Below are 15775 nucleotides of genomic sequence, written 5' to 3'. Positions count from 1 at the left end.
TGGCTGGTCTACGGGACGGCGCTCGGCCTCGGCGATAAGGTCGAGCAGGCGATGAAGAACCTGAATATCAGCCTCCCGGATGTCGGGGTGCCGCTCTACTCGAACATGCCGGTGATCTTTGCTCCCATCGTCCTCTACTCCCCGCCGTCGAGCGGTGGTTCCGGAGGGTTCGGGGGCGGCGGGTCCTTCGGTGGCGGCGGCGGGTTTGGCGGCGGCGGCGTCGGGGGACGCTGACGCTCTCCGGGTTGTTCCGGTCTCTTGACCGGGACTCGCATCCCCTTTTTTTTCGACCCGGCATACGGCCTCTTCCTGCAGATAAGTCCGAATCCCTTCGTAGTTAAGGCAATCTACTTACCTCCGGGGGGAGAACGTATCGGTGTTGATGCCTATGACGGGTTCATATCCAAACTACATGGTCGTCTTCCTCACGCTGATCGGGGCCGTCATCGCCTGCGGGTGCATGGCCGCCGGGGGAGAGGACGGGCCGGCCGACCGTGTCTCCGGGAACGGCACGGTCACCTACGTCGACCTCGAGGGCGGGTTCTACGGGATCACCGCCGGCGGCGGACGCTACCTCCCCGTAAACCTCCCGGCGGAGTACCAGCAGGACGGCCTCCGGGTCAGGTTCGTCGCCGACGTCCTCAAGGATACCGTGACCCTCCAGCAGTGGGGGACACCGGTCGAGATTGTCGAGATCGAGGCGGCCGATACCCGCCGGACGGTTGCAGCGAACGCCACGGTCACGTATATCGATCTCGAGGGCGGGTTCTATGGGCTTATCACCGATGACGGCCGGCGTTTCCTGCCAGAGAACCTCCCGGAGGAGTACCGGACCGACGGTCTCCGGGTGGCCTTCAGCGCCGACGTCCTGGACGGCGGCGCGGGGATCCAGATGTGGGGAACGGCGGTAGAGCTGCGCTCCATCGAGCGGATCGACGGCGTCATGCTCGTCTCCGGGAACGGCACGGTCACCTACATCGACCTCGAGGGCGGGTTCTACGGGATCGTCGCCGATGACGGCCGGCACTACCTCCCGCTCGGTCTCGATGAGGCCCGGCTGATCGACGGCCTGAACGTGACCTTTGTTCTGGAGGTGCAGGAGGACGTCGCGACCATCCAGCAGTGGGGGACGCCGGTCAAGGTCCTCGCCATCGATACGGCGGGGAACGCGACCTTCGTCGCAACGACCGGGACGGTCACCTACGTCGACCTTGAGGGTGGGTTCTACGGGATCGTCGCCGATGGCGGCGAGCACTACCTCCCGTTTGGGCTTGAAGAGCGCTACCGCGTCGACGGGATGCGGATCACCTTTGTCGGGGAGGTGAAGGAGGGCGTCATGACCATCCAGCAGTGGGGGACGCCGGTCGAGATCATCGCCGTCCCGTGGGCCTGCTCCTCGTGCGGCGGAATGGCCGGCATGGCGGACCCGGCCGCGGTCTGGTGCATAGAGCAGGGCCATGCCTACGAGACCCGGCAGAACCCCGACGGCAGCGAGTACGGCGTCTGTATCTTTGCCAACGGTACTGTAGTCGATGCGTGGGACTACTACCGGCAGACCCACTAACCAATTTTTGACGGGCGCGGGCCCGGTGCAAAACGAGCTGCTTTTTCCCTCACGCGCCAAGAGAAGAGCCATGGACGTTTCGGTCAGCGAGCGGGACGATACGGCGATCGTATCGGTCGACGGCAGAATCGATGCGGAATCGGCAGAAAACCTGGATTCGGCGCTCTCCGGGGTGCTGGCGCGCGGCGGGAAGCGGATACTCTTGAACCTGGAGAAGGCGGCCTACATGAGCAGCAGCGGTCTCCGGGTGCTTCTGAAGAAGCTCCGCGACCTGCGTGTGGTGGACGGGGAGATGGCGCTCTGCTCGGTCCAGCCCGACGTCTACCGGGTCTTCCTCCTCGCGGGGGTCCACGAGGTCTTCCCGATCTACGTGGGCCTGGACGAGATCTTCGCCGAAGAGGAGCGGGAGACGAAAGGGAACGAGTCGCCGTGACGGAAAGCCTGATCCGCATCCTTCGCGACGGTGCGACCGCCGACCGGATGGAGGCGGCAAGGGCCCTTTCTGCCCTCGGGCCGGCCGCCCTTCCGGGGCTCCTTGCCGCGCTCGAAGACCCCGACCCCCGCCTCCGGATGTGGGCGGCCTACACCCTCGGGATGATCGGGGACGGACGGGCGGCCCCGGCGCTCATCCGGGCTCTCGAAGACCCCGACCCGGGTGTCGGGAGGTGGGCGGCCGCCGCCCTCCGCCGGATCCGGGACGCGGCCGGCGGCTGCGGCTGCCGGTTCTGCTGATTCTCTTACCTGCGCCTGCCGATGAGAGCGACGGCGAGGGCCGCGACGGCCAGCGCTGCCGGGAGCGGGGCCGTGGTCGGCGTGGGGGTTGCCGGAGCCGTCGTCGCGGTCCCGGTCGGTGCCGTTGTCGCCGTCTCCGTCGGTGCGGTCGTGGGCGAGGTCGTCGGGGCTGCGGTTGTCGGCGTGGGGGTTGCCGGGACCGTCGTCGCGGTCACCGTCGGCGTGGGTGTCAGCGTCCCGGTATCGATCCCGACGCGGTTGCCGACGGTGAACGTCACGGGTTCGGTGTCGGCGGCGTAGGCGTCGAAGGCTGCCGGCGTTCTCCATACGGCCCGGGCAGTGTACGTCCCCTGCTCACGGAGGCCGGAGAGCGGGATCGCACCGGGCATGCCGGGGTCGTCGGTGTAGAACCGCGTCGAACTGATGTTTAACCCGGCAAGGCTGATCCCGCCGATGGCGGTGGTCTCCGCACCGCCCGGGTGGGTGAGCACGATGTCGACCATCGCCGGGTAGACGCCGCCGGCCCGGTAGAAGGAACCGACGTCGGGGGAGGCTATGCGGAACGCTATCCTGGTGTTCGACGAGACGGTGAGTCCGGTCAGGGGCTCGTTGTGGTAGGGGTTCGCGAGCACCACGTCGAGGTAGATCGTCGGCTCGCGGATGAAGACGAGCGCCGTCCTCCCGTCGGTGGGGTTGAACGCGTAGTAGGGACCGTACTCCCCGCCGGTGAGGAGGATATCCTGGACCTCGAAGTCGGTGTCGTCAGCGACCGGGATACTCTTCGTGACCCCCCGGTCGGGGTCGTTGTCCTGGTACTTCTGGAGCGCCGTGATGGGGTTGTTCGTGGTCGCGTTCCGGAGCTGCGTGAGATCGAGCCCCTCTTCGTAGACGAAGATCGTATCGTAGGGCTGGATGTCGTTGATCCCCGGCCCGCGGGCCCCGGCCTCTCCGGCACAGAGGGCAAGAAGGCAGACGGCGAGGAGGACGATGAAGCCTCGCCTGCGGATCCACTCTGGTGTCATGCTATCCCGTGTGCTGATTCTGCTGATATAGGTTGTGTGCTGGGGGTCCGGTCCGCCCGGGTACATCGACGCACCGTCACTGCGGCCCTCTCGGTATCGCCGGTCGTTGGTTCCCGTCCCCCGACGGGTGCGGCAGGGATCGCCGTCGGGAGACGGGCGGCTTGAAAGTGCCTTTTTCGATTATTCTCCTCCAAACCCGGTTGACTTCCAATTCCTTACACTTAAATAATTTCTTCTCCCACGTTTGAGAATGAGAAGGGTCGCTTTCATCATCGCATCGTTCCTCATCTTCTTCGTGATCCTGGCGATCCCCATCGATCCCGCCGTCCTTGCGCCCGAGGCGCAGGCGGTTGCGGCAGTCACCATCCTTATGGTCCTCTTCTGGGTTACCGGCGTCGTCCCCCTGGAGGCGACCGCCCTGTTCCCGCTGGTCCTCTTCCCGGCGCTCGGGGTTCTCTCCCCGGTGAAGGTGGCGGAATCCTACGGCAACGAAGTGATCTTCCTCTTCCTCGGCGGGTTCATCATCGCGATGTCGATGCAGCGGTGGGGCCTGCACCGGCGGATCGCTCTCCAGATCATCCGGGTCGTGGGGACGAGCCCGCGCCGCCTGGTGCTCGGGTTCATGGTCGCCACCGGGTTCCTTTCGATGTGGATCTCGAACACGGCAACGGCCATGATGATGATCCCGATCGCGGTCGCGATCATCCTGACGATCCTCCCCGGCGCCGATAAATCGCTTGAAGGTTTCGACAGGGGAGAACAGGCGCTTGCAAAATGCTTGATCATCGGCATCCCCTACGCCGCGAGCATCGGGGGAATTGCGACGATCATCGGCACACCCCCGAACGGGATCTTCATCGCCCAGCTCGCGACGATCTTTCCCGACGCGCCCCCCATCGATTTCTTCTCCTGGATGAAGTTCGGTGTTCCGTTTGCAGCGATCTTCCTCTTCCTCGCCTGGCTCTGGCTCGTCGAGGGGCCGTACCGTGAGATGAGGTCGACCCTGCCGGGCGCCGGGGGAATCATCCGCGAGGAGCTCGGGAAACTCGGCCCGATCTCTAAGGGGGAGCGGTGGACGCTGTTCGTCTTTCTTCTAACCGCCCTTGCCTGGATCTTCGAGCAGACAAAAGAGATCGATGGGATCATCATCCCGGGCCTTGATATGATCTTCCCCGGGATCAAGGACTCCACGATTGCGATCTTCGGGGCGCTTCTCCTCTTCGTCCTCCCGGTCGACGCGAAGAAGGGCGTCTTCACGATGAACTGGGTGTGGGCCGTGAAGATCCCCTGGGGCATCCTGCTCCTCTTCGGCGGGGGTATCGCCCTCTCGAACGGGTTCCTGGAGAGCGGGCTTGCCACGACGATCGTCGAGTCGCTCACCCTCATCAACGGGCTCCCGATCGTCCTCCTGATCCTGATTGTGGCGCTGGGAGTCGTTTTTTCGGGCGAGATCGCCTCGAACACTGCTATCGCCGCCATTCTGATGCCGATCATGGCGATCGCGGCCATCAGTATGGGGGTCAACCCGATCGTCCTGATGATGACCGCCGCGGTCTGCGCCTCGATCGGGTTCATGCTCCCGGTCGCCACGCCCCCGAACGCCGTCGCCTTCGGGAGCGGCTACATCTCGGCAAAAGACCTCCTCCGGTCCGGCTGGGCGCTTGACATCGTCGGGGTCGTGCTCTGGATGGTCTGCCTCTACACGATCGTCCTCTGGGCGCTCGGGGTCCCCCTTGATATTCCTGCCTGGGCACTCTGACCCCCGGCACCTATTTTATCCCGGGCGTCTATCCCGCCCGGATGACAGGCGATCGGTACTACAACCCGGCGGTGGAGACGCTCGCACGAGCAGACCTTGACGCGCTCGTCGACGAGAGGATCCACGCCACCGTCCGGTACGCGGCGGAGCATTCCCCCTTCTACCGCCGGTGGTTCGAACGGCATAAGATCCGCCCGGAGACGATCCGGGATCACGAGGGCCTCCGCGACCTCCCCATCATCTCGGGAGCGACGATCCGGCGCTACCAGCCTCCGAACACCACTGAGTTCTGCTTTAAGAGCGTCCCCTGGGATGCGGTCTTCACGGTCAACGAGACCTCCGGGACGAGCGGGGTCCCGAAGAGTTTCTTCCTCACCTGGGAGGACTGGGAGCGGTATGCCGGGAAGTACGCCCGGCTCTTCGTCTCGCAGGGCTTTCTCGCCGGCGACCGGGTGATCGTCTGCGCCTCCTACGGGATGAACGTCGGGGCGAACACCATGACGCTCGCCGCCCGGGACCTCGGGGTGACGGTCATCCCGGAGGGGAAATGTACCTTCCCGGTCCGGGTGATGGCGCACTACCGCCCGACGGCGGTGATCGGGAGCGTCTTCAAACTCCTCCGGCTCGCCCGCCGGATGGAGGCGGAAGGGCACCCGCCCGAGGAGGCGGGCATCAAGCGCCTCATCGTCGGGGGCGAGAGCTTCGCCCCGGCATCGAGGCGCTACCTGGAGGAGGTCTGGGGCTGCCCGGTCTACAACACCTACGGGAGCACCGAGGGGACGATGTGCGGCGAGTGCACCCGCCAGGCCGGGCTCCACGTTCCCGAGGATCTGGTTCACTTCGACCTCTACGATCCCCGGATGGAGCGGTTCGTCCGGGACGGCGAGACCGGCCGGCTGGTCTATACGACGCTCCTTGAACCCGGCAGGAGGGCGGGGACGCTCCTCATCAACTACGACACGGAGGATACCTGCTCGGTCGTCTCCCGGGAGCGGTGCGGGTGCGGGCGGACGCATATGCGGATCGAGAATCCCCGGCGCGAGGCGGAGACGGTCCTGGTCGCCGGGGTCCCGCTCAACCGGGTGGACGTGGAGGCGGCGGTCTTTGCGCCCGAGCATATGGCATCGCTGAACGGGGAGTACGAGGCGTTCATCTACGGCGGCGACGAGGCGGGGGAGACCGTCCTCCGGGTGAGCATGGAGTCTCACGACCCGGCCGGCGCCGACCCCGGGGAGGTCGAGGAGACCTTTCGTTCCACCCTCTTCCGGTCGGTCCCGGCCCTTGTAGAGGCCTACGAGGACGGATCCCTGCAGATCGTCTGCGCCGTCACGCCGCCGGGAGGACTCGAACTCCACCGGGCGCCCGGCCGGCCGAAGCGGATCGTGGACCGGCGGTGACGGTGCCTACCGCCACCGGCACCACGGATCCTGCTGCGCCGCGGCGGTGCCGCAGATCCACGCGGCGAGCACGAGCGCGGCCAGGATCCGTGCATATCTTCCGACGATCATCTCCTCTCTTCACACCCCCTCCTCTTTCCGCACGGCGGGATAAGCGTTATCCAGGCACGGCACCGTGGGCGATATCCGGCTGGTTTTTCTCCTTTCCGTTCCAATACTCCTCCATCAGCCAGGGTGTTGCGGAATGCTCGAAGACCAGCGATGGCAGCCGGTGCCGGGGACCATCGGCGCCGAGATCTACCCTTTTCTCCGGAAACCGGACGTTACCTGCTCGAACGCCTACTTCATCCGGACACCCGGCGAGATCCTGATCGTCGACACGGGGGCGGACGCCGCGCAGATGGACCGGATCCTCGCGCTCGTGGAGGAGAGCCTCGGGGAGACCCCACGGTCGGTCTTCCTCCTCATCACCCACTGCCACGCCGACCACTGTTACCAGGCCACCCGGGACCGGCGGTTCCGCTCCCTCCCGGACCTCACCATCGCTGCGGCGGAGGAGGGTGCCAGGGCGCTCGAGTCCGGCGATCCGGCCCGGACGGTTGCGGAGATCATGGGGTGGGAGATCGAGCCGCTCCCGGTCGGCCTCCCGCTTCTTGCCGGGCGCGACCGCGAGACCCTGGAGACGAACGGCGGGATCGTCCTTTACCGGCAGCAGGTCCCCCTTCCCTCCGGGGATGCCCTTGTGGTCTACCATACCCCGGGCCATTCGCCCGACAGCATCTGCATCCGCTTCGGCGGCCTCCTCTTCATCGGCGATCTCCTCTTTGCGGCGAGCCCCGGTGTCGCCGGGCTTGCCGGGTGGGATCACCCGGCGCTGCTTGCCTCGATCGAACGGGTCCGGTGGATCCTCTCCCGCGAACCGGTGAGCCTCTGCTGCCCCGGCCACGGGAGGAGCATCCCGGCCGCAGCGATGCCGGGGCTCCTCGACCGGCTCAAGGGAGAGGCGGAGAGACTCTCCGGCATCGGGACCTTCGACCGGCATCGGCTCGACGACTCCCTGGAGCACGCCGTCGACCTGCTCCAGGAGGCCAATCGGCTCTTTGCCGTGATCGCGGGCCGCCTCTACGCCCTCGTCTACCGCCTGGACGACCTCGGCGAGGCCGAAGAGGCCCGGCGCTACCAGGAACTGCTCGAATCCGACCGGATCGACGAGTTCCTGGCGGAGTTCTCGCGGTTCGCCGACGAGTTCCGGGCGGGGGAGAAGCTCGAGGTCCAGCTCGTCCTCAAGGCCGTCCAGGTGATCCAGCGGATCGAGGCTCATTTCGCGGGCGACCGGCTCAACCACGTCGTCGAGGCATCGCTCCTCCGCCGGGCCGACCGCCTCCTCACCGACTTCATGAGCATGATCATGGGCTACCAGGACACCGTCAGCCTCTCCGTCGTCGACCTCCCGCCGCTGCTCCGGAATCTCGTTGCCGGGGTCTCGTCGTGCCCGTTCTCGGACGAAGCGTTCATCGAGGCGGCCGACGACCCGGCAGCCTACCGGGCGGAGCTGGTCTGCCGGCTCGCCTACCTCCCGCTCTTTGAGGGCATCTGCCTCTCCGTCGAGACCGAGGACCCCCTTCCGCCGGTGTCGATCGACCGGGAGCGGTTCTGCGACGAGGTCGTCGGTGTCCTCGAGGATATGGTGGCTGCCGGGTCTCGCGAGATCCGGCTCTCCCTCCGGCGCGAGGGGGATGCAGTCGGGCTCCGGATCCCGGGTTGCGAGGCGCTCTCCGAGCGGAGGCTCCGGTTCTACCGGCGCAAGTTCGGCCTCGCCGGAGTCACGCTCGCGGCCGGCGGCGACGGTGCCGGCCTCTTTCTTCTCTTTGAGGGAGGGTAGTCCCCGCCCTCCCCGGAGCGGGGACAAACTACTTACCATCGGCCCTCGAAACGGGAGTGATCATGACCGGTATGCAGCATGTGCCCGGAGAGGATCGCGGCAAGGTGATTCTCTACGCCCTGAGCACCTGTGGGTGGTGCGCCGACACGAAGAAGTTCCTCACCGGCCTCCGCGTCGAGTTCTCGTACGTCTACGTGGACCTGCTCACGGGGGCGGAGCGGGACCGCGTGGTCCGTGAGGTCGAACGCTGGAACCCGCGGCTCTCGTTCCCGACGCTCGTCGTCAACGACGCGAAGGCGATCGTGGGGTTCCAGGAGCAGGAGATCCGGGAGGCGGTCGGTGCCTGACGCGGCGAGCGACGAGGAGGTCGACCGCTTCATACAGGGCCTTGTCGAGGAGGCGGAGGCCGGCGGTTACCACATCAACCCTGATGAGGAGTTCACCCGGGGCCTTGTCCGGGGCCTGCTCGCCAACCGGGGGCGGTACGGCTACATATCCTGCCCCTGCCGGCTCGCCTCCGGGAACCGGGAGGACGACCTCGACATCATCTGCCCCTGCGATTACCGGGACCCCGATATCGCCGAGTACGCGGCCTGCTACTGCGCTCTCTACGTCAACGCCGAGGTGGAGGCCGGCCTCTCCGCCGCCGCCCCCGTCCCGGAACGGCGCCCGCCGCCGGCGGAACGACGGCGAGCAAAGGAAGAGCGCGCCACGGCCGGCCCGGCCCCCGGAGGCCTGAACTACCCGGTCTGGCGGTGCCGGGTCTGCGGCTACCTCTGTGCGAGGAACGAGCCGCCCGAGACCTGCCCGATCTGCCGGGTTTCCCGCGACCGGTTCGAACGGTTCATGTGAACCGGACCAGGCAGGCGTAGAGAAGGAATGCGGCGACGATCCCGTTCACCGGAGGGATTCCCGGGATCACGAGGGCGGCGAGAGAGCCTGCGGCGTAGGCGGCGAGCCCCTGCCGGTTGAACCGGAGGGCGGCCGTTTCGTTGAGCACGGGGTAGCGGCCCCGGTGGCGGACGAAGAAGTCGGCCATGATCACCCCGCCGAGCGGGGGGATGAGCACTCCCATCATGACCATATACGGGATCAGTAAGTCGTACATCCCGAAGAGCGCGAGCAGGGTCCCGGCGCCGGCGCCGGCGAAGGTGATCAGCCGTCGCCGTTCGGTCCGGAAGAAGTGGCATCCGGCGACGGAAACGTTGTAGATGGTGTTGTCCTGGGTCGTCCAGATGTTTAAGAAGAGGAGGAGAATTCCGGCGGAGAGAATGCCCTGGACCGCCAGCACCTCGACGATGTCGTCGAGGCCGTAGACGACTGCGCCGACGGCGCCGACAGCGATCATCAGCCCGTTCCCGAAGAAGAATGCAAGGATCGATGAGCCGACCGCGGTCCGGGCCGACCCGGCAAAGCGCGTCCAGTTGGCGACCTGGGTCCCCCCGGAGACGAAGGTGCCGACGACGATGGTGAGGCCTTCGGCGACCGTGAGGCTGCCTGTCATGAGGGGGCCGGCGGCGTCTCCGGCGTCCCGGAGGGCGATCGTGACGCTTGCGGCGATGAGGAGGAGCATCGCCGGGACCGCGACCCGCGAGAGGGCGGCAAGCCCCCGGCAACCGATATACGCCGTCAGGCAGAAACCGAGCCCGAAGACGATCATCAGGGGCGCCTGCAGTCCCGGGTCGAGGCCGAGGAGGCGGACGAGGACGATCGCGATCGTCGCGGTCCCCCAGGCGTACCAGCCGATCTGGGTGAGGCCGAGGAGGGCGTCGCACCACCGGCTGCCTGCGTTCCCGAAGGCGAACCGGGCGGTGAGGACGGTGGAGAGGCCGCTCCTGAAGCCGACATAGCTGAGGCCGGCGACGTAGACGGCGAGGATTGCATTCCCGCAGAGGATGATCGCCGCAAGATCGGGCCAGAACCGGAACGCAACCCCGAGGCTTGCGCCGCCCCACATCGTGGCGGAGAAGAAGGTGAACCCGAGCAGCACCAGGGTGATCGGCCAGAACCCCTGCCGGGCCCCGTCCGGGACGGCGGAGAGCGGGTAGTCCTCCGCGCCACTCTGGTCCATCGCCGCAACGGCCATCTTTTCCCGGATCATTGCCGCTCTGTCGATGATCCCATTTTTCGTTCCAGGATGAAATGCTTTCCGGATTTTCTCTCTTCTGCAGGCCGGCGGTGGATCCAAGGTGTCATATACCGGGCCCGACGATCCTCCTGTATGCCGAACGTGCGGATCAACGACGGAGACCTCCCCGCCGGGAGCGGCGTGGAGGGGGCGAGGAAGAAGAGGCCCGACGAGACCCCGGCGCCCGCCCGGGAGAAGCCTGAACCGGCGACCGAACGGGAGGAGCAGAGTTCCGGGAGATCCCGGCACGTACGGCCCCGGATCGGGGGCGACGACGGGGGAGCCGATATCTTCTATACCGGGACGAAGTAGGTCATTTCACGATCCTGACATCCGCGGCGGAGGAGACCACGACCTCCCGCTTCCCGCGGTAGGTCTGGGCGATCCCGTAGAGGGTTACGTTCTCGTCCTCACCGAGTTCGAGCGCTACGGCCACGTCCTGCGGGAGAAAGACGGAGGTGCCGTTGACGGTGAGGACCAGGTGTCCGCCGGTCGAGGTTCTCCTGACCTCCTCGACCCTTCCTTCGAGGAGGACCAGCGCCCCGTCCGGGACCTCCTCGGAGTAGGGAGCCGCCACCATCGGCCGGCCGACGGCGTCAAAGAGGAGGTGCGCCGCAAGCACGATCCCGACGACGCATACCAGCACGACGAGGGCTGTTTTCTCCTGCTGTTCGAGCATAGATATCGTATGGGTTCGCCGGGTTATAACATCCGTCAGTTTGATATGTTAACAGCGTTAACTATTCCCCATGGATGATGTGAACCTGCCCCCGTCTTCCCGGAAGATCCTCCTGCTGCTCGAGGACGGGGGTGCCCTGACCCACAAGGAGCTCGTCCGTCTCAGCAGCCTCGCACCCCGCACCGTCCGCTACGCCTTAAAGAGGCTCAAAGATAACGATATGATCGTGGAGAAGTTCAACTTCCGCGACGCCCGGCAGATCCTCTACGAATACAAAGAGTCCCAGGCGGTGTCCGCGCAATGACCGAGCCGCCTTCCTGCGACATCATGCGCTGCGACACCCTCGCCCGGATGCTCCTCCCACAGATGCGTGCCGAGATGGTCTACCGCCTGGTGAACGAGCGCGGGCTGAGCCAGAGCGAGGCTTCCAAGCGCCTCGGGATCAGCAGGGCCGCGATCTCCCAGTACATGAACCGGAAGCGCGGTTTTTCCCGGAACGACTTCCCCGGTGCCCTCGAGATGGTCATCGAGCGGTGGGTCTCCGCCGTCGCCTCGGGCGAAGGGGCGATCACCATCTGCGACGTCTGCCGCTCCGCCGACCTTACCGGAAGACGGTGAGGCCGCTTACGTGCGCCGCCGCCGGTAGAGGTAGAGCCCCGTAAGCCCGGCGAGGATGCACACCGCCGCCACTATTTTGAGCCGATCCGGACCGGATGCGCCGCCCGGATCGCCCACCCCGGCGGCGTTCCAGTCGTCGTCGAAGACCCGGGCGTAATATGCCGCAACTCCCGGGTGCTCGATGATCACCCCTGCCTCCCGGTTGAACGCCGGCGAGTTGGCGTTCCAGTTGATGCTGCTGACCAGGACCGCCCGGCCGTCGACGACGACCCCCTTGTTGTGGATCTTTGCCAGGTTGTTCGCCTCCAGATCCGCGAGCCGGGCTTCGAGCGGGAGCCCTTCGGCCGCGGCGATCCGGTTGATGACCCCGACCATCTCGTCGTTGTCCGCACGGCCCTCGGTGTTGAACCAGACGGAGTCAAGGAGCACCCGGACCGTAACCCCCCGCCGGGAGGCGTCGATCGCGGCCGCGAGGTAGGGGTTGAGTTCCAGTGCGGTCTCGTTCGTGATGTAGGCCTGCTCGATCGCGATGCTCTCCTGTGCCCCCGCGATCAGGTCGAGGATGAGGGCGCTCGTGTCGGGGGAGAGGACCGGGGTCACCCGCGCCCCCTCCGCGCGGCAGACGCCGAACTCCACCGTGTAGGGGGGTGCCCAGGGCGTGCGGAGTTCCGCCGCCGTCCCCTCGAGCGGGACGATATCCCCGCCCGCCGCGTCGAAGAGAAAGACCTCCCGGAAGTAGGCGGCGAGCCCCGGGTCCTCAAGCGTGACCCCCCACCCGCGGTTGCCCTGCAGCCCCGGCGCCGGGTAACCGCCGGGCTTGAAGTTCTCGCTCCCGACGAGGACCGTCCCGGCATCGACGACGAGGTACTTCGCATGGTCGTAGCGGTACTTCGCGTGGCCGGCATCGGTCGTCCCCATCGAGAGGACCGGGATGCCGCTCCGGTTGAGGGCGCCTGCGACCGCCCTCCCTTCGGAGGAGACGCCGCCCACCGGCCCGCCCTCGAGAAGGACGGTCACGGCCACGCCCCGTCCGCGAGCGAGGATGAGGTCTTCGGCCATCTTTTCGTCGGTGAACTCGTAGACGTTTGCCAGGATCTCGCGCTCCGCTCCCGCGACGACCGCCGAGAAGACCTCATACGAAGAGTCCGGGGCGACGAACGCGGTCACCGCGACCTCCTCGAACGTTTCAGACGCGAGGCGGGACTGGCCAAGGCTGAGCGGGCGCGGGTCCCAGACCTCTCCCTCGAGGTAGTGGACCTGTCCCTGCCGGGGGTGGACGTCGGCGGGCCAGGCGACTTTCTGGACGAGGGTGGTTCCCCGGTAGAGGAGGAGCTCGTCGGCTGCGTTCGCCATCAGGAGGTTCCCGTTCGGGATCACGTCCGGTATGCGTTCCGTCCGCCCCTCCATCTCGAAGTCGGGCGGGTAACCGTGGGTCTCTTCGAATGCGGGGCCGCTTCGCGCGACCACCAGCCGCCCGTCGATCCGGGTCCCCGGCGGGAACCGGTAGCCGCCCTCGCCGTCCGAGAGAACGTAGCCGTCGAGCACCCCCTCCCCCTCGAGAACCAGGTACTCGTCGAGGTCGCCGGCAAGATAGGGGTCCGGGCAGAACTCGACGATCGCAACGCCGCCGGCGGTGCCGGCGAAGAGGCAGAGGAGCAGGACGGCGGCGGCGATCCGGCGCATACACAGGGTTATGTAGCCCCCGGTTAAATAACAGGGCGATATGAGTACGCCTGCACCCCCCCTGGTCGTCAAGGTGGGCGGAAGCCTCTTTGACCGGGTCGCCTCCCTGATCGAGGTCTTCCATGAGGTCGGGCGCCCGGTGCTGATTGTGCCCGGCGGCGGAAAATTCGTCGAACTCGTCCGGCGTCTCGCCGTCCCGGAGACCCCCGCCCACTGGATGGCGATCGCCGGCATGGAGCAGTTCGGGTGGTACATCGCCTCGCACGGCGTCCCGGCGACACCCATCCTCGCGCTTCCGGCGGAGACGACGGTCCTCCTCCCCTACTGCGCTCTCCGCGAGGCCGACCCCCTCCCCCATTCCTGGAACGTCACCTCCGACACCATCGCCGCCTGGGTCGCGAAGGAACTCTCGGCCGACCTCCTCCTCCTCAAGTCGGTCGACGGCATTCACCACCGCCGGAGACTCCTCTCGCGGGTCGAGGACCCGGGCATCATCTCCGACGAGGTCGATCCTACGTTCATCCGATTCGTCTTCGAGCACGGTCTCGTGGCACGGGTGGTCAACGGCAGGCACTCCGACCGTCTCCGCCAGGCCCTCCGCGACGAGACCGTCATCGGGACTCTTCTCGATCCGAGATTTTAACTGCTCCGGGGGAGATATGATAGGTTAACTTTCGAGGAAACGATGATGATAGCAAGCGAGCGATGTACCTCCTGCAATGCCACGCTGGCCGAAGAAGGCTCTACCGGGTTCTCGTGCCCGGTCTGCGGCCAGAGGATCAACAGGTGCTACCGGTGCAGGGAGCAGAGCATAGCCTATACGTGTTCGAAGTGCGGGTTCCAGGGGCCATAATCATGGGCAACGTAGCCTTAATCGTGAAGATCATGCCCGAGTCCCCCGACGTCGACCGCGAAGCGCTCAAGGCGGCGGTCAGGGCGGCCGTCCCGGTCGATGATATCAGGGAAGAGCCGATCGGCTTCGGTCTCGTGGCGCTGAAAGCCGCCATCGTCGTCGCCGACAAAGCCGGGGCTCCCGATGAGGTCGAAAAAGCGCTCCAGGGCCTTGAAGGTGTCGGAAGCGCCGAGATCATAGAATCCACACTTGTCTGAGTGGATTCCCGATACCCACTTTTCCCCGCTTAACGGGCCTCTTCGAGCCGTTCCAGCACTTCGGCGGTGACCTTGCGGATCTTTTTGACCGACTCCGCAAACCCGGCGACCTCGTCCACTTCGAGATTGAGCGGAACCGGGAAGACACCGTCACGATTGATCCGGGCAGGCACGCCGATGCAGACGTCGCCGATCCCGTGGACCTCACCCGCGATGTGACTTGAGACGGTGAGGATCCGGTTTTCGTTCCCGAGGATCGTCTGAACGAGGGTTGCAATAGCCTCCCCCGGCCCGTAGACGGTAGAGCCTTTATCCCTGATGATCGCCTCGCCGCTCGTGCGGACCGTATCGATGATCTCCTGTACGGGCAGCCCCGAGAACGTGGGCAGGTTGCTGATCCGGATGCCGCCGATCGTCGTCGCCGACCAGAGCGGGACCATGCTCTCGCCGTGCTCGCCGATGATACGGGTATGCACCTCGCTGACGTGGACCCGGAAGTACCGGGCGATCAGGGACTTTAAGCGCATCGAGTCAAGATGCGTCCCGAGGCCGAAGACCTGCCGCGGCTTGAACCCCGAATACTTCAGGGCGACGGCGGTCATGACGTCGACGGGGTTTGTCACGAGAAAGAAGATGGTGTCGGGCGAAGACTGGCTGATGGTCTCGGCGGTCTCGGCGGTGATCTTTGCGTTCTCGAAGGCGAGATCGTTTCGGTCCTGTCCCGGCCGGCGGGGTACGCCTGCCGTGCAGATGACGATGTCCGAGCCTTCGGCGTCGCGGAGATTGGTGCTGTGCGAGATCCGGACGTCGGTGCCCCGTGCAGCAAATGAATCGGATAGGTCACGGCAGCAGCCCGCGAGAAAATCTTCGCGTCCGGGTCGCCCGACGAGCAGCATATCGCTGACGTAGGGTATCTCGGATATGGTGTGGGCCGCAAACATGCCGACGTTCCCTGTAGCCCCAAGAATCGTTACTTTTGCCATGGAGATCGCCGTTGGGGACGCGTCCTCGGTCGACCGTACGCACAAGCATTCACCGCTGCATCCCTCCTCCACCCCGCAACCCCATGGGCGCCGAACGTCCACGGTAAGTCTGCTCCCTTCCGGGCCTGAACCGGTACCCGCGGCAAAAGGTCGCCGCCCCCTCCGGGGCTTTGATACCTCTCCGCCGACCTCATGGGACGAGGCTTCTCCGTCGGGAC

Annotated in this window: 19 protein-coding genes, 1 other RNA gene and 1 pseudogene; 15 read left to right on the top strand and 6 right to left on the bottom strand. The window is 66.2% G+C overall.

Annotated elements, in window-relative coordinates:
- The 4 genes and pseudogenes from PLN84_RS10475 to PLN84_RS10460 form a co-directional block, all read left to right on the top strand.
- Nucleotides 1–234: pseudogene (locus tag PLN84_RS10475) on the top strand (DUF2207 domain-containing protein); the annotation flags it as partial.
- Between the two features lie 154 nt (nt 235–388).
- Nucleotides 389–1564 (top strand): DUF333 domain-containing protein, encoded by a 1176-nt coding sequence (locus PLN84_RS10470; protein ID WP_292383563.1) that lies wholly within the window; start codon nt 389–391, stop codon nt 1562–1564.
- A gap of 70 nt (nt 1565–1634) precedes the next feature.
- Complete coding sequence (locus tag PLN84_RS10465; protein ID WP_292383565.1) at nt 1635–1997, top strand: STAS domain-containing protein; 363 nt, start codon at nt 1635–1637, stop codon at nt 1995–1997.
- On the top strand, nt 1994–2296 hold the full coding sequence (locus PLN84_RS10460; RefSeq protein WP_292558661.1) for a HEAT repeat domain-containing protein: 303 nt from the start codon (nt 1994–1996) through the stop codon (nt 2294–2296). The genes PLN84_RS10465 and PLN84_RS10460 overlap by 4 nt, the downstream gene beginning before the upstream one ends.
- A 5-nt stretch (nt 2297–2301) precedes the next feature.
- Here PLN84_RS10460 and PLN84_RS10455 read toward each other — a convergent pair whose 3' ends face one another.
- A complete protein-coding gene (locus PLN84_RS10455; protein ID WP_292383569.1) occupies nt 2302–3318 on the bottom strand; it encodes a DUF3821 domain-containing protein in 1017 nt (338 codons plus the stop codon).
- A 250-nt stretch (nt 3319–3568) separates the two neighbouring features.
- Between PLN84_RS10455 and PLN84_RS10450 the strand changes: the two genes are divergently transcribed.
- The 5 genes from PLN84_RS10450 (at nt 3569) to PLN84_RS10430 (ending at nt 9208) form a co-directional block, all read left to right on the top strand.
- Complete coding sequence (locus tag PLN84_RS10450) at nt 3569–5077, top strand: SLC13 family permease (protein ID WP_292383571.1); 1509 nt, start codon at nt 3569–3571, stop codon at nt 5075–5077.
- A 41-nt stretch (nt 5078–5118) separates the two neighbouring features.
- Nucleotides 5119–6474 (top strand): coenzyme F390 synthetase, encoded by a 1356-nt coding sequence (gene ftsA / locus PLN84_RS10445; RefSeq protein WP_292383573.1) that lies wholly within the window; start codon nt 5119–5121, stop codon nt 6472–6474.
- Nucleotides 6475–6718: 244 nt separating this feature from the next.
- Nucleotides 6719–8356 (top strand): MBL fold metallo-hydrolase, encoded by a 1638-nt coding sequence (locus PLN84_RS10440; protein WP_292383574.1) that lies wholly within the window; start codon nt 6719–6721, stop codon nt 8354–8356.
- A gap of 62 nt (nt 8357–8418) precedes the next feature.
- Entirely contained in the window at nt 8419–8703 is a 285-nt protein-coding gene (locus PLN84_RS10435) for a glutaredoxin family protein (protein WP_348532055.1), read from the top strand.
- A complete protein-coding gene (locus tag PLN84_RS10430) occupies nt 8696–9208 on the top strand; it encodes a ferredoxin-thioredoxin reductase catalytic domain-containing protein (RefSeq protein WP_292383577.1) in 513 nt (170 codons plus the stop codon). The genes PLN84_RS10435 and PLN84_RS10430 overlap by 8 nt, the downstream gene beginning before the upstream one ends.
- On the opposite strand, the gene codB is transcribed toward PLN84_RS10430, so the two are convergent.
- Nucleotides 9201–10457 carry a cytosine permease gene (gene codB, locus PLN84_RS10425; RefSeq protein ID WP_292383578.1) on the bottom strand — a complete coding sequence of 419 codons (1257 nt, stop codon included), beginning with the start codon at nt 10455–10457 and terminating at the stop codon, nt 9201–9203. The genes PLN84_RS10430 and codB overlap by 8 nt on opposite strands.
- Nucleotides 10458–10577: 120 nt before the next feature.
- Between codB and PLN84_RS10420 the strand changes: the two genes are divergently transcribed.
- A complete protein-coding gene (locus tag PLN84_RS10420) occupies nt 10578–10796 on the top strand; it encodes a hypothetical protein (RefSeq protein WP_292383580.1) in 219 nt (72 codons plus the stop codon).
- A gap of 1 nt (nt 10797) precedes the next feature.
- On the opposite strand, the gene PLN84_RS10415 is transcribed toward PLN84_RS10420, so the two are convergent.
- Entirely contained in the window at nt 10798–11163 is a 366-nt protein-coding gene (locus tag PLN84_RS10415) for a hypothetical protein (RefSeq protein WP_292383582.1), read from the bottom strand.
- A gap of 70 nt (nt 11164–11233) precedes the next feature.
- Here PLN84_RS10415 and PLN84_RS10410 point away from each other — a divergent pair, with 70 nt between their 5' ends.
- Together PLN84_RS10410 and PLN84_RS10405 are read left to right on the top strand one after the other, a co-directional pair.
- Nucleotides 11234–11467, top strand: a complete 234-nt coding sequence (locus PLN84_RS10410) for a winged helix-turn-helix domain-containing protein (RefSeq protein ID WP_292383583.1) — start codon at nt 11234–11236, stop codon at nt 11465–11467.
- A complete protein-coding gene (locus PLN84_RS10405; protein WP_292383585.1) occupies nt 11464–11781 on the top strand; it encodes a helix-turn-helix domain-containing protein in 318 nt (105 codons plus the stop codon). Before PLN84_RS10410 ends, PLN84_RS10405 begins: the two co-directional genes overlap by 4 nt.
- Nucleotides 11782–11787: 6 nt before the next feature.
- Here PLN84_RS10405 and PLN84_RS10400 read toward each other — a convergent pair whose 3' ends face one another.
- Nucleotides 11788–13464: a phospholipase D-like domain-containing protein gene (locus PLN84_RS10400; RefSeq protein ID WP_292383587.1), complete on the bottom strand. Its 1677-nt coding sequence runs from the start codon at nt 13462–13464 to the stop codon at nt 11788–11790.
- Between the two features lie 40 nt (nt 13465–13504).
- On the opposite strand from PLN84_RS10400, the gene PLN84_RS10395 reads away from it, so the two are divergent.
- The 3 genes from PLN84_RS10395 to PLN84_RS10385 are packed head-to-tail and all read left to right on the top strand — an operon-like array spanning nt 13505 to nt 14574.
- Nucleotides 13505–14107 (top strand): uridylate kinase, encoded by a 603-nt coding sequence (locus PLN84_RS10395; RefSeq protein WP_292383589.1) that lies wholly within the window; start codon nt 13505–13507, stop codon nt 14105–14107.
- Nucleotides 14108–14155: 48 nt separating this feature from the next.
- Nucleotides 14156–14317, top strand: coding sequence for a zinc finger domain-containing protein (locus PLN84_RS10390; protein WP_292383752.1), 162 nt, complete (start codon nt 14156–14158; stop codon nt 14315–14317).
- Nucleotides 14318–14319: 2 nt separating this feature from the next.
- Entirely contained in the window at nt 14320–14574 is a 255-nt protein-coding gene (locus PLN84_RS10385; RefSeq protein ID WP_292383591.1) for an elongation factor 1-beta, read from the top strand.
- Between the two features lie 29 nt (nt 14575–14603).
- On the opposite strand, the gene PLN84_RS10380 is transcribed toward PLN84_RS10385, so the two are convergent.
- Both PLN84_RS10380 and ffs read right to left on the bottom strand, forming a co-directional pair.
- Complete coding sequence (locus PLN84_RS10380) at nt 14604–15557, bottom strand: malate dehydrogenase (protein WP_292383593.1); 954 nt, start codon at nt 15555–15557, stop codon at nt 14604–14606.
- 11 nt (nt 15558–15568) lie between these two features.
- Nucleotides 15569–15775: signal recognition particle sRNA (gene ffs / locus PLN84_RS10375), an RNA gene on the bottom strand; the annotation flags it as partial.

Source organism: Methanoculleus sp. (assembly GCF_035363275.1).
In the GTDB taxonomy this organism is placed as follows: domain Archaea; phylum Halobacteriota; class Methanomicrobia; order Methanomicrobiales; family Methanoculleaceae; genus Methanoculleus.
The sequence above is the reverse complement of the archived record's forward strand: the minus strand, read 5'-3'. Positions and strand labels throughout refer to the sequence as shown.